Consider the following 15636-nt stretch of genomic DNA (forward strand, 5'->3'; position numbering starts at 1 on the left):
ATAAATAATACGATATGAATAAAAAAATACTTTTACTAAATACAAGATTTCTTTTTTTTGTTTTTTTCATGTTGTTGTCTCTTGTGTCTAATGGACAAACAACTCTTTTTCAATTTAATTTTGAAGGAAACTCTGCTAATCCAAATGTGAATAATACTGTAGGTACTCCTACAAGTTTTTCTTCAGGTGTTGGAAATAATTCTTTTGTTAACGATAATACTTGTGGAAGTGGAATTTCATCATCAGTAACGGGTAATTCTTGGAATGTTAATGCTTATTATCGAATAGCTGTTAATACTACTGGGTTTGCCAACATGACTTTTTCTTACTGTAATAGAACAACTAATACTAATATAAATAGTTTTGATATTCGTTATAGTATTGATAATGGTGCAACTATAACTTCGATTGCGCCTGCTTATGTCCCAACAACCACAGGAGGAACTAATAGTTGTGTATTGCCTGTTGCGGCTAATAACCGACCAAATGTTTTGATTTATATTTATAAATCAAATGATGCTGGTTCTGCTAATACTTCATTGCTAGTAGATAATGTTACTTTAAATGGCCATAGAATCCCGACAATATCCAGCTTTACTCCAAATACTTCATGTGCTGCATCCGGAACTTCTGTTGTCATTACTGGTTCAAATTTTACTGGTGCAACCGCAGTAAAATTTAATGGTGTGGATGCGGTTTTTACAGTAAATAGCAATACACAAATAACGGCCCAATTACCTGTCACAGCCACTACTGGAGCTATAACTATAACTACCCCTGGTGGTACAGCAACAAGTTCAACTAATATTTCTCTAGTGCCACCACAAGGAGATCAAGTTATTTATGGTACAGGTTCTTGGATAGGTTTTGTGTATGCTAATACAAACGGAGGTAATCCGCCAACTAATGCCTTTAGTACAAACTATAGAGGTTATGTTACACAAACGGAGAATTTTGATTTAAATTTAGTTGACGGATCGCTTTCGGGACCTAATCTCTGTGGTAGTTATGCTGATAATTTTGCGGTACGATTTAAAATGAATAGAAATTTGCCAGCAGGTTGTTACACTTTTACAGTTGGTGGTGATGATGGATATCGTTTAAGTTTAGACGGAGGTCTTACTTACGTTGTAAATAATTGGGGTGCTCATTCGTATGTCGAAACAACCTACACGGTTTATCTAAGCGGTAATACTAATTTTGTATTAGAATATTTTGAAAACTTAGGACAGTCAAGATTACGATTTTCATCCGTATTTTCATCACTTGTAACGCCTACTGTAGGAACAGTTAATCAGCCCAATTGTGTCGTTACAACAGGAGATGTTCCTTTAAGCGGTTTGCCAGCTTCGGGCACTTGGACAATTATTGCCAGTCCTAATACTACGGGCTTGACAGGATTAACGGGTACGGGAGGAACTAAGACTGTTGGAGGCTTGGTAGCAGGAACAACGTATACTTTTGCGGTTTCCAATACAACATGTACTTCGCCAGTTACCTCTAATGTTGTAGTTGATAACGTAGTAACTACAACCTTTAATGGTTCAACTTGGACTTCTCCACCTACGATATCAAAAATAGGAATTATAGCAGCTCCATCAGCTTCACCTATTACGATCTCAAGCAATACGGAATTGTGTTCTTGCACAGTAAATACGAATTCAAAAATAATTGTAAATCAAAATGTCACACTTAAGCTTCAAGATAAACTTACGATTAATGGAAGTGGCACTTTAACTTTTCAAAATAATGCGAGTCTCATACAAATAAATAATACTGGTAATTCGGGTAATATAATTTACGAACGAGAAACAGCTCCTATTAAACGATACGATTACACCTACTGGTCATCCCCAGTTTCAAACCAGAAATTGATTGATGTTTCTCCTAATACGGATTATGATAAATTTTATTCTTTTAATGCTACAATTGATAATTGGAAACAGGAAAACCCACAAGATTTCATGCAAAGAGGAATAGGGTATATTATTAGAGCACCAGAAAATATCTCTGCGCCACCAGCACCATTAGGGGTGTATCAAGCTAATTTTGTGGGAGTTCCATTTAATGGACCGTTGACAATTACTGGAATTAGCCAGGACAGATCTTATCTTTTAGGGAATCCATATCCTTCGGCATTATCTGCAGATAGATTTTTAAATGCTAATAGTTCCGTACTAGATGGAACACTGTATTTCTGGACGCACAATACCGCTATAGGAATTGGTGTTAGTAATCCAGGATCGGGTGTTTATGCGTATTCATCCGATGATTATGCTACCTATAATCTTACGGGTGGGGTTGGAACCGGGACTGGTAATTCCGTAAATAATGTAGAGCAAACGATAAATAAACCAAGTGGAAGAATAGCAGCGGGTCAAGCTTTTTTCACTAGCAGCAAACTAAGTCCAACCGGTACAATTATTGACTTTAATAATAGTATGAGGCTGGATGTAAACGGCGCGATATTAAATAATGATCAGTTTTTTAAAGTAAAAAATGCAACAAAAAAGACAAATACTCTTGAGCGAAACCGTGTTTGGTTAAACCTTACCAATACGCAAGGTGCGTTTAAACAAATGTTAGTAGGGTATGTCACCAATGCTACTGACGGTTTTGACTCTTCCTTTGATGGGCCAAGTTATAATGGGAATGATTTCATTGATTTCTATAGTATTAGTGATGATGTAGCAATGACCATTCAAGGCAGGATTTTGCCATTTGACGAAAATGACAGTGTTCCATTAGGATACAGTTCTGTTATAGAAGGTGTTTTTTCAATTAGTATTGATGAGGTCGATGGCATATTTGCGTCTCAAAACATTTATCTTGAGGATAAGTTCAACAATAGCATTCACGATTTGAAAAAAGCGGCATATAGTTTTGAAACAGCAACAGGAACTTTTGATGATCGTTTTGTACTGCGTTATACAGATAAAAAATTGGGTGTTGGAGATTTTGTTACTACTGGTACGGAAGTTTTGGTATCGGTGAAAAACAAGCGGATAAAAATCAATTCATCAGTACAATCAATCGATAAAGTTTTTATTTATGATATGCTGGGCAAAAAATTATACGAAAAAATTAATGTTGAGAATAAGGAACTTGTAATCCCTAATTTAGGTTCAAGTGAACAATTTTTAATTGTAAAAACAGTGTTGCAAAATGGGATTGTGGTAACTGCAAAAACGATTTATTAGAAAAACTTAAAGTAATAGGTTTTAAGCCCATTTTGTTTTAATAAAATGGGCTTTTTTATGTTAATTATTTTATGAAATTTATCCCGTGTTCTCCTCGTTTAATTATTTAATAAAGAAAGGTGCTTTTTAACGAATAAAATTGCTTTTTAACGGTTAAATTTTGATTTTATAATAATTTTATGTGTTTTTGTCAAACAAACCTTTTTTGAACGCCATTTTACGCAGCAGATTTTAACTTAAATTCGAAAACAACTTATGATCAAGAGATTATTGCCTCATTTTTCTTTTTTTTTGATAAAAAATCTAATTTCTTTCCAAATTAAAAATCTCTCAAATAATATTTTTCAGAGGCATAATTCAACCGATACTTCACAACCATTAAGTCTTTTATTTCCAGCTAAAATCATCAACGATAATATCTGGAAGCACGCGTTTGTTTGTATGTTGTTTTTTACTTTTTCATTCATCAATGCTGCTACAAGAACTAGTACTGCTGTCGGAGGAACATGGGCAACTGGCTCTACTTGGGTTGGAGGTGTTGCACCAACAGCGGGGGATGATGTTATTATTGCAACAACCGGAGCAAATTCAGTTACAGTAGGAACAAGTACCAGTATTATAAATGTCACTATTAATGCAGGGGCAACTTTAAATGTAGCCAATAGAACACTCACTACCACTGGATTCTTTGTGAACAACGGAACGCTGACGGGAACAACTGGAATCATCGCGCTGACTGGTAATTTTACAAATTCAGGTAATTTTACGCTGACTACTGGTCGCTTAACCATTGCAACTGGAAATTTCAATAACTCTGGAAATTTTACATTGTCAGGAACGGGAAGACTAATGTTAGGAGGAAATTATAACACTTCTGGGACTATTACACTTTCGAGTTCAGAAGTTCAATTCACGGGAACCGCAAACCAAACCATACAAGGATTTACCACAACAGGAACAGTTACTACGCTCAAAACGGGTGGAGTAGTGACATTAATAGGCAATGTAAGTGGAGCTGGATTAACGGTCAATGGTTCGGGAGGAACATTACATCTTGGTGTTGGATTGACACATACTTTTTCAGGAATATGGACAAGATCTGCGGGAACCGGTATATTGAATTGCGGGTCGAGTCTTGTAAAAATTGGGGGAAGTGTTTCAGGAACAGGAGGTGCATTTATAGCAGGAACAGGAACGGTCGATTATTATAGATTAGGTAATCAAACAACTGCAGTAGTTCTTTATAATAATTTAATACTATCAGGTACAGGTATAAAAACTTTTGCAACGACCCCAACAGTAAGCGGAAAACTTACAATAGCAGGAACTGCAACTGTTGTAGTGTCGACAGGAGTTGTTACTTACGGTCCAAATGCAACATTAGAATACAATACATCAAACGCAAGAACGGTGACATCTGAAGAATGGATAACCCCATTTACCGCTTCTGGAGGAGTGATCATAAATGGCAGTTTATTAATTACCTTAAATTTAGCTAAAACATTCAACAATTCAGTTCCTTTAACGGTGAATAGTGGTGGAAAATTAGGCCTGTCTACTGTTTTGTTGACTTTAAATGGTGATCTTATCAATAATAGCGGGAGTGTAACGGGAACTACAGGCGGTGTTGCGATAGCTGGGACAGCAAATCAAAGCATTGGAGCTTTTTCAACGACAGGAACAATATCTATGTTAAAAACTGCAGGTACAGCAACTTATACAGGTGCTGTCAGCGGAGGTGCATTGACAATTAATGGAACTGGGGGAACTTTAAATCTAGGTTCAGGATTGATACATAATTTGACAGGTATTGTAACTTTTACAAACGGAATATTAAATGGTGGTTCAAGCAGTCTTAACGTTAATGCAAATAGTGTTACAGCTTGGAATGGTACAGGAACTAATTTTATAGCAGGAAATGGAACCGTAAACTTTAGCGGAATTGCACAGACATTGGCAGCAGCATCGACATTCAATAACTTGATATTTTCAAATTCCGGGTTAAAAACGCTAAATGGTATTCCTACAATAAATGGTTTTCTTTCAATGGAAGGAACAGCAACGGTTTCAGCAGTTCCAAATTATGGTTCTGCGGCTAAGCTTCAATATAATAGAAGTGTGTCTCAGGTTTCTGGTTTAGAGTGGAGAACTCCATTTGCAGCAACTGGCGGAGTTACGGTAATGAATACAGGAATAATAACGGTAAGCGGGATTAAAACTTTTGGAGCTTCTTCGCCTCTTACGATTGCTAACGGAGCAACTTTAGATAACGGAGGTTTTGTAATTTCGGGAGGATCAACATTATCGGTTCTTACTGACGGGTTATTAAAACTTACTGCTACAAGTGCCTTTCCTTCATTTACAAATACAGCTCTGAATGCGATAAGTAAAGTGGAGTACAGTGGAGATGTTCAGACGGTTGCAACACAGGTCTACGGGAACTTGATTCTTAGTGGTGCAGGGAATAAAACCTTTCCTGCTGCAACAATTATAGCAGGGGATTTAAAAATTACCGGATCAGCGGTCGCATTATTTTTAACTGGTTTCTCTTCTTCGCAAACCTTAACATTTGGAATTACAACACAAAGTATCGGCTCATGGGGAGGTACTGGTTCAGCAGCAACAAACAGGGATGTGATTCGGTTTGGTTCTACCACAACAGGTATTTTGAATGTAAAGCTTTCATGTGCAGAAGGAACATGGTTAGGTAGTTTGAGTTCTAATTGGAATACAGCAGAAAATTGGTGTGGTGGAATAGTACCATCTGCCACTACTGATGTTGTAATACCAGTTGCAGCAACAAATCAACCCACTTTGGGTACAAATACGAGTGTGCGAAATATAACTATTTCTAATGGTGCGGTTTTAATTATTTCAGGATTAAGTACCTTAAATGTAAGTGGGAACTGGACTAATAATGGAACTTTTATACCTGATATTAGTACGGTAAATTTTAATGGATCTTTGCCTCAAATAGTCGAAGGGACAACAGCTTCTACTTTTTATAATTTCACGAACTTGAATATACTTTCAATCGTTACAGCAGCAAAAGGAATTACAGTAAACAATATATTGAATATTACCAATCCGTCATCAGTGCTTGATATGGCTACTTTTGTATTAATTGGAGGAGATACTTTTTCAAATGCGGGTAATGGACAAATTATAACATCTAATAGTGCAGCTACTCCAATTCCTACAGGTAAAACTTGGACCTGCAAAGTGATTTATAATAATTCAGCGGGTGGTCAAACTATCGTTGGTGGGACTTATAACGGAACACCTTCTCTTGAATTGAAAAACATTTCAGGAAATCAAACCGCATCTGGCAATATTAGTACGGGTGATAAATTGAATATTGCGGTTGGTGGCACACCTTCATTTGATATGAATGGTTTTAATTTAACATCCAACACATTAAATATTTCAACAGTTGGTGCCATACTGGATATGAAAAACGGTAATTTATCGTATAATATTTTAGATTCCATGGACGGTACAATCCGTTTTTCAGGTGCTTCTAATGGGTTATCATTCCCTTCAGGTACTGTTGATTATTACGGTGTAGGACAAACGGTAGCTGGAGGAAATTATTACAATATTCTTTTTTCCGGTATTGGAGGGAGTTATACTATCGCTAATAATATTGATGTTGCTAACACATTTAATGTTACTAAGGGAGATGTATCTGTTAATGATTCTGTTTCTTTAAACCTTAATAGTGCAGTAACAGTGTTTTCTCCTGGAACACTGACTTTACAAAATAATTCAAGTTTAGTCCAAACTACTTTTACAGGAAATAATGTTGGGAACATTATAGTAAGAAGAAATACAACTCCAATTGTTTTAGATGATTTCACCTATTGGTCTTCACCAACAAATGGAACACAAACATTACTTGATTTTTCGCCAAACACTCAGAGCGACAAGTATTTTATTTACAATAATGATTGGGCTAATGTAAATGCATTCATAACCGTTTTTGCTCCCGGAATAGGATATGCCATCCGAGCAGAAGGAACATTGATTCCGCCTGGCATGCCTGCTGTTGATGACTCTTTAAAGTTTATTGGAGTACCTAACAATGGTACAATTGAAATTCCGTTGACGGTCAGAACATCAGATGGTGTAGGGGAGCGATTGATAGGAAATCCATATCCTTCTGCTATAGATGCGGATGCTTTTATCAATGCCAATCTTTTGGGAACGGGGACAATCAACCAAACCATTACAGGAACTTTATATTTTTGGACACACAATCACACTTTGTCAGGCAATGATTATTTAGCTTCGGACTACGCCACTTATAATTTATTTGGAGCTGTTGGTGTAAGTTCGGGAACAGGAAATTTAACTAATCCAAATCAGTATATTGCATCTGGTCAAGGATTTTTTGTTGAGAATGATTTTGTAGGCAACGTTACCTTTGACAACAGCATGCGAGTTATTTCAAACAATACTAACTTCTACAGACAGAAGAAAACCAAAAATGCACAAGAAGACAGGCATAGAATTTGGCTGAAATTACAAAAAGGGACAGGTGATTTGACCGGAACATTAGTGGGTTATGGTTCGAATTCGACCAATGATTTTGACCCTGGATATGATAGTTATGTGTATGATGAGAACCAAACTTTTTCGCTATATAGTTTTATTGGAACAGCAAAGATGGCGATTCAAAGTAAAGCTTTGCCGTTTGTAGATACCGACGTAATTCCTATTGGTTACAGTATAAATGTTGCCGGAAATGCAATAATCAGCATCGATAAAGTGGATGGATTATTTTCAGACAATCAAAACATTTATTTAAAAGATAAAGTATTAAATGTATTTCACAATTTAAAAGAAGACCCATACAGTTTCAGTTCTGAAAAAGGTACTTTTAATGAGCGTTTTGAACTGCGTTTTACGGATAAAACTCTGGCGTCAGCTGATTTTGAATTAAACGACAGCAGTATTCTTATTGCTAAAGATAAAAATGAATTAAAGATAAAATCAGAAATTGAAACTATAAATAGAATTACTATTTTTGATTTACTGGGAAGAAAAGTATTTGACAAAGTTGCAGTGAATTCTAATGAGTTCCAAACGTCTACTATTAAACTTAGCAATCAAGTGGTCGTGGTGAAATTGACGTTAGCTAATGGAAAGGTAATTTCTAAAAAAGTTGTTTATTAAAGATTGACATTTTATATTCCAGTCATATTGAAAGTCCCATTCTGCTTGTTCAGAATGGGATTTTTTTTGACTTTAAATAAAAAAGCACTCCTATTGATGTTTGAATTTTCAGATGTAAATATCACTAAATGTGGGTATTGCGATAAATAAAGTTTGTGCCTACATTTATAAAAGTTATCGCGATTGTTTCTTACGAAATGAGTTTTAACAAAAAAATAGATCACATTTAAATTATTCGATATGGAAAATAATTATTTATTACAGTTATGAATTTCCGCAGTGTTCAGGTAAACGGAATCAGTTTAATTTTAAATATAGTTGCGCGATACTTCGCTATTTTTTTCATCTTTCTTTTTAGCAACGTAGCATTTCCACAACAGGGTAAGTCAGATGTAACATTTAACGCCTATGATGATGGTTTGCTGGGCGACGGTTTTGATGGAACTGTCAAAACAGTCGTTTTGCAAACGGATGGGAAATTGATTGTGGGAGGTGAGTTTTTAAATTTTAATGGTACCGCAACTTCATTCTTATGCCGACTGTTATCAGACGGCTCCAAAGATCTTTCATTCAATTTAGGTTCCGGAATCAATGGCAAAGTATATTGTGCCATAATACAACCGGATGGGAAGATTATTTTAGGAGGTTCTTTTACAAGCTTTAACAGCGCAAATGCATTACGTCTGGTTCGGATAAATAGTGATGGTTCGCTAGATACTACTTTTAATACTACAATTGCAGCGAGTTCAGGGGCAATTTACTCAATCTCGCTACAAACGGATGGAAACCTGATTGTTGTAGGCAGTTTTACTAAGTATAATGGTGTTAATTCTAATCGGGTTGCTCGGATTTTGCCAAACGGAAATTTAGATCCAACATTTGCAATCGGAGATGGTGCCAATTCACTTGTTGAGGAAGTTCTAATTCAACAAGACGGGAGGATCATTCTGGGAGGATCATTTCTTTCATTTAATAAAATTCCGTGCGGCAAAATAATTCGATTGAATACCGATGGAACTGTTGATACTACTTTTGTGCAAGGAACAGGTTTTAATGGAGATGTATCTGCTCTTACAACTCAGCCTGATGGGAAGATTTTATTGGGTGGAGCTTTTTTAGAATTCAATGATGTTACTGCCGGTAGAATAATTCGGTTGAATCCTGATGGGAGTATCGACGGCTCCTTTATTTCCGGATCAGGATTTAGTAATGGTGTGGTTGAAGTTATAAAAGTAAATGCTTCCGGTTCTATTATGATCGGGGGTTCCTTTACGGGAACTTATAATGGAACAGATATTAATAGAGTAATTTTTTTGGATAGTTCTGGAGGGATAAATTTAGGATTTGATATTGGTTCCGGACCGCATAATGGTACAGTGAATGCGATTACAGAGGATTTAACGAACTCTTATTACTTTGGCGGCTCATTTACTGTTTTCGATTCCCAGATTCAAGGTCGATTAGCTAGAATAGATGGTTCTGGAACTTTAGATTTTGGTTATCTCACCGCCGGAGTGGGTTTTGATAATTCTGTTTTAAAAGTAATTGCCTTAGCAGGTAATAAAACGATGGCTTTCGGAAATTTCACCAAATTCAACGGAATGATATGCAACAGAATTACGCGGTTGTCTGAAGACGGTACGATTGATTCTTCTTTTAATAGTTCTGGAACCGGTGCAAATAACACTATTAAAACCGCTGTTATACAAACAGATGGGAAAGTTGTTTTTGCAGGTGTTTTTACAAATTACAATGGTATTGTCAGAAACAGAATAGCGAGAATTTTGGTAAATGGAGAAATTGATGTGACTTTCTCCATTGCAGCCGGTTTCAATAATCAAGTATATGCCTTGGCGTTGCAGCAAGATGGAAAAATAATTGTCGCCGGGAATTTCACAAGCTACAATGGAGTTTTAGTGAACCGAATAGTAAGGTTATTTCCCGATGGAACTTTGGATTCTAGTTTTACGATTGGTTCTGGAGCCGATGCTATCGTAGACAGTATTTTGGTACAGCCAGACGGAAAAATTGTTTTGGGTGGCCAGTTTTCTTTTTTTAATGGGATTTCGTATAATCGGATGGTTCGGTTGAATACAGACGGGAGTGTAGATTCGGGATTTTCAATTGGAGTCGGTTTTGACAAAAATGTGTTTTCAGTCGCATTACAGTCAGACAATAAAATAATCGTTGGCGGGACATTTACAAGTTACAAAAGCGTTCCCACAAAAAGACTTTTGAGATTGAATAGTGACGGGAGTTTAGACACCTCTTTTGCAACAGGTTTAGGCTTTAGCAATGGTGAAATTAGAGCTATAGTAATCCAACCCGATGATCGATTATTAATTGGTGGAACGTTTTCTGGAACATACAACGGAACAGCTGTAAAGCGCATGGTTCGCCTGCTTGCAAGCGGAGTTTATGACAATACATTTTCAGTGAATTTAAACAATACGCTGTACAGTATTTGTTTTACTCCAAATAATAAAGCGCTTATCGGTGGGAATTTTAATTCCGTTTCGGGTGTAACAAAACATCGTGTGGCTAGGATAAAGCTTTGTACAAATAGCTCTAATTGGAATGGGATTTCTTGGAGTCATGGAATGCCATCAGCTGAAAAAACACTTTTTTTTAATGAAAATCATACCTTATCAGCAACTGTAAATTCCTGTTCATGTACGATCAGTTCTGGAAAAACAGTTACAATTCCAGACGGAAATACTTTAGGTTTGGTTTTCGATTATTCTGGTTCAGGCACATTGATTTTAGAAAACAATGCAGCATTGTATCAATCCGAAGACCAAGTAAATAACTCCGGAATTATTCGATTGAAAAGAAAAACAACACCTATTCTGATAACAGATTATACCTATTGGTCATCGCCAGTTTCAAGTCAAAAATTGATTGATTTTTCCCCTGATACGGCTTCGGATAAGTTTTATTCCTTTGATGCCTTCAGTAATTCTTGGGTAAATGAGCTTGCTACAAATGTAATGTCCGTTGGCAAAGGCTACATTATTCGCGGGCCACAAACTTTTTCTGAAACTGTTGCAGCACGCCATGAAGCTGTTTTTATTGGAGTGCCAAATAATGGGGAGATATCAGTTCCCATTAGTATATCTGACACGTCAAATCTTATTGGCAATCCCTATCCTTCAGCGATAAATGCAGATTTGTTCATTAATAGGAACAAAGGAATTATGGACGGGACTATCTATTTTTGGACACATAATACTGCAATCACTAAAAATGTTTATACTGCAGATGACTATGCGGTTTATAACTTATTGGGAGGCATAGGTACAAGTGCTGCAGCCAATTCGGGGGTTAATAATACAATTCCTGATGGTAAAATAGCTTCCGGGCAATCCTTTTTTGTGACCAGTATTAATGGTGGAGGACCAACCATTTTTGATAACAGCATGCGTGTGGTTGGGCAAAATGCTAATTTTTTTAAATCAAGTTCACCTAAAAAGTTGAAATCAAATGAGATTGAGAAACATCGTATTTGGTTAAATTTGAGTAATGCGGAAGGTGCTTTTAAACAAATTTTGATAGGATATGCAACTGGAGCCACTAATGATTTTGATAGTTCGTTCGATGGCAAAAGTTTAGACGGTAATCAGTTTCTAGATTTTTACAGCATCAATCAGGATAAGAATTTAGTCATTCAAGGAAGAGCGTTGCCATTTGAAGAAACAGATGAAATTAGATTGGGATTCAGAAGTACAATTGAGGGAACTTTTAGGATTAAAATTGATCAGGCAGATGGATTCTTATCCAATAAAAATGTTTTTATTGAGGATAAATTAAACAATAGCACTGTTAATATAACAAACGAAAGCTATGCTTTTACTTCAGTGGTGGGAACATTTGATAATCGCTTTGTATTGCGTTACATAGAAAAAACATTGACTTCAGATGAATTTGTAAAAGATAATGAATCCGTTTTTGTATCGAGTAAAAACAAACAGTTGCTAATAAACTCAACCAAAGAATTGATAGATGAGGTTACAATATACAATTTGGCAGGAAGAAAAATATATCAAAAAAAAGAGATAAATGCTGCTAATTTATCGGTGTTGAATTTGCTGGTTGGGCACCAAGTCGTGTTAGTAAAACTTCTTTTGCAGGATGGTTATTCAGTTACTAAGAAAGTAATGCATTGAAATAAACTATAAAAAAACCATCCTGCGAGACAAGATGGTTTAAATATTCATTCAAAATAAAGTTTATTTTTCTTTACCTGATGCTTCAAGATTTCGCTCGATAGTATGTCCAGGTCTTGACCATTTTGGTTTTTCACCTAATGGAGCAAATTGAGAATCTTGCGCCTCAACAGTTTGCGGTTGAGAAACTTTTGTGAATGGTTTTTGTGGAATCAATCCTAACATTTCAAACATTTTCATGTCTTCATTTACATCAGGATTTGGAGTCGTCAATAACTTATCTCCCGCAAAAATGGAATTGGCACCAGCGAAAAAGCACATGGCTTGACCTTCGCGGCTCATGTTCATTCTTCCTGCAGAAAGACGAACTTGGGTTTCGGGCATGATGATTCTTGTTGTTGCTACCATTCGGATCATCTCCCATATTTCAACTGGTTTTTCTTCTTCCATCGGAGTTCCTTCCACGGCAACCAACGCATTTATAGGCACTGATTCCGGTTGCGGATTCAAAGTAGAAAGAGCTACAAGCATTCCGGCTCGGTCTTCAATACTTTCTCCCATACCGATTATTCCGCCGCTGCAAACGGTGACATTTGTTTTACGAACATTTTCTATTGTTTGCAAACGGTCTTCAAATCCGCGGGTCGAGATTACTTCTTTATAATATTCTTCAGAGGTATCTAAATTGTGATTGTAGGCATATAAACCAGCTTCCGCCAATCGATGTGCTTGATTTTCAGTAATCATTCCAAGGGTACAGCACACTTCCATGTCTAGTTTGTTTATGGTACGCACCATTTCAAGAACTTGATCAAATTCAGGGCCATCTTTTACATTTCGCCAAGCCGCTCCCATACATACACGAGACGATCCGCTGGATTTTGCACGTAATGCTTGTGCTTTTACTTGGCTAACTGACATTAAATCATTGCCTTCAATTTCAGTATGATACCGTGCAGCTTGTGGGCAATAGCCACAATCTTCTGGACACCCGCCTGTTTTTATAGAGAGTAAAGTTGAAACCTGAACCACGTTAGGATCATGATGTTCCCTGTGAATAGAAGCTGCTTCATAAAGCAAGTCCATCATGGGTTTGTTATATATTGCGATAATTTCGTCTTTGGTCCAATTGTGTTTTGTAATGCTCATCGATATTGGTTTTTGATGCTTCAAAAGTAGTTAAATTGTTCTAAAGAACCAATGCAATAGTATTGAAAAGGCTGAGGTGAAATTTTTTATGACTAAAGCTAAGCAATCTCATTAGGCTTTTTCTGAAATTTTTAAATTCGGGTTGCGGTGATTTTAATACCACGCTTTAAGGGCACGAAGAATTGGGAATTATTAATAAGCAAACGTCCTAAAAACAGATTTTAATATTCTGAGTGGGTGCTTGTTTTACTGGAAAATTACTGGCTGTAAATAGCAGTTTGGCTTAAGATTCAGCACCGTGTTTGTCTGAGGAATAACGCGTATCCCAGTATAACATGAGCATGAATGTAACAATTACTGCGGATACAATTCCTTCAAACAATAAGGAAATAGAATATGTCATTACAGATGGCTCACCACCAAATAAAAAAGTTTTTGATAATGACCCAACGTATGCGTCTCCTCCTCTTACGTAACTATAAATAATTAAACCAATAATGCTCAAGAATATTCCTGTTAGCGCTGTTAGTAGTGCGGAAACAGCATTAGAAACTAGTATATTTTTGCCTTCAGCGAAATTAGATTTTAATGTTTTGTACGTTCCATAAAACACAAATAAAACATTAAACAGACGTAATAAATAAATATCGGCTAAACCTAAAAGCTCCATTAGCAAGAAATAAAGTCCAATTCCAATGAAAATAATAAATCCGTTTACTAATTCTTTAGGTAGTTTCATACATCCAGTTTTAAAATTAAAGAATTATACCTTTCTGTGGAATTAGGTATATTCTATCAAATTTACAGAAAAAATTATAAATTTTTATGGAAAACACAAAAGATTTTATTCCGATTTAAAATTTTTGCAAGAGGCTGAGGGCTGTTTTTTTGTCTTTTTTAAGTTGATTTTTTAAGAGATCTACCGATTCAAATTTTTGTTCTGAACGAATTCTCTGCAGTATTGAAACCTTGATTTTTTGATTATACAAATCAGAATTAAAATCGAAATAATGAATTTCAATAGACTGTTTTTTTCCGTTAACAGTTGGATTAAAACCAATATTCATCATTCCAAAAATGGTCTGGCCATCAATTAAGCTTTTTACAATATAAACTCCGTTTTTGGGGATTAGTTTGTAATTTTCGTCGATTTTTAAATTAGCCGTTGGAAAACCAATGGTTCTTCCCAATTGTTTTCCTTGAACGATATTTCCCGTTAGAAAATATTCATACCCTAAATATTCGTTGGACAAAGCCATATCTCCTTCCATTAAAGCATTTCTGATTTTGGTGGAACTTACGGAAATATCATTGATTTCCTGAACGGATATTTGTTCTACTTTAAAATTATATTTTTTCCCAAAATTGATAAGATCATCAATATTGGCCGTTCGATTTCTTCCAAAACGATGGTCATGCCCAATAATTATCTTGTGAATGTGAAATCGATCAACAAGAATAGTACTTACGAATTCTTCGGCAGTCAATCTCGAAAACGTTTCATCGAAAGGATGAATCACTAAATTCTCGATGCCGATTTTTTCAAGCAAATTTATTTTTTCATCTATGGTGTTGAGCAATTTTATATCGGAATGTTCCTGTAAAACCATGCGAGGATGTGGGAAAAAAGTAAGCACTAAGCTTTCATATTTCTCGTTCTCCTTCCCAACGCTTTGAAATTGTGTTAGTTTATTAAGAATTTTTTTGTGACCAATATGAACTCCATCAAAGGTACCCAACGTCAAGATTGTTTTTTTTGTGGAAGCGAAATCGTTTATAGAATGAAAAATCTTCAAAGCAAGTGTTTTATAAAAGCGCAAATTTAAGGTATCTAATTCAAAAGTAATGGTATGACTAGTTGAATTTCCGTATAATTTTAAGAAAGAAGATAAAAAAAAGCGTTAAAAATTAAAAATCGTTGAATTTTCCAAAATTTGATTTAA

Annotated in this window: 6 protein-coding genes; 3 read left to right on the forward strand and 3 right to left on the reverse strand. The window is 35.8% G+C overall.

Annotated elements, in window-relative coordinates:
• Positions 1-14: 14 nt before the first annotated feature.
• From ACP7AT_RS01660 to ACP7AT_RS01670, 3 genes are all read left to right on the forward strand, one after another.
• Positions 15-3200 carry a T9SS sorting signal type C domain-containing protein gene (locus ACP7AT_RS01660; protein WP_426062627.1) on the forward strand — a complete coding sequence of 1062 codons (3186 nt, stop codon included), beginning with the start codon at positions 15-17 and terminating at the stop codon, positions 3198-3200.
• A gap of 255 nt (positions 3201-3455) precedes the next feature.
• On the forward strand, positions 3456-8378 hold the full coding sequence (locus ACP7AT_RS01665) for a T9SS sorting signal type C domain-containing protein (protein WP_426062628.1): 4923 nt from the start codon (positions 3456-3458) through the stop codon (positions 8376-8378).
• Between the two features lie 266 nt (positions 8379-8644).
• A complete protein-coding gene (locus ACP7AT_RS01670) occupies positions 8645-12544 on the forward strand; it encodes a T9SS sorting signal type C domain-containing protein (RefSeq protein ID WP_426062629.1) in 3900 nt (1299 codons plus the stop codon).
• A gap of 63 nt (positions 12545-12607) precedes the next feature.
• Here ACP7AT_RS01670 and bioB read toward each other — a convergent pair whose 3' ends face one another.
• The 3 genes from bioB to ACP7AT_RS01685 all read right to left on the reverse strand — a co-directional run bounded on the left by bioB (position 12608) and on the right by ACP7AT_RS01685 (position 15489).
• Positions 12608-13693 carry a biotin synthase BioB gene (gene bioB, locus ACP7AT_RS01675; RefSeq protein WP_426062630.1) on the reverse strand — a complete coding sequence of 362 codons (1086 nt, stop codon included), beginning with the start codon at positions 13691-13693 and terminating at the stop codon, positions 12608-12610.
• A 283-nt stretch (positions 13694-13976) separates the two neighbouring features.
• Positions 13977-14432, reverse strand: a complete 456-nt coding sequence (locus tag ACP7AT_RS01680) for a hypothetical protein (RefSeq protein ID WP_426062631.1) — start codon at positions 14430-14432, stop codon at positions 13977-13979.
• Positions 14433-14547: 115 nt separating this feature from the next.
• The gene (locus ACP7AT_RS01685; protein ID WP_426062632.1) at positions 14548-15489 is read right to left on the reverse strand and encodes a bifunctional riboflavin kinase/FAD synthetase; all 942 of its coding nucleotides are present in this window, start codon (positions 15487-15489) and stop codon (positions 14548-14550) included.
• Between the last annotated feature and the right edge of the window lie 147 nt (positions 15490-15636).

Origin of the sequence: Flavobacterium sp. DSP2-3-1 (assembly GCF_049896865.1) — a bacterium.
Taxonomy (GTDB): domain Bacteria; phylum Bacteroidota; class Bacteroidia; order Flavobacteriales; family Flavobacteriaceae; genus Flavobacterium.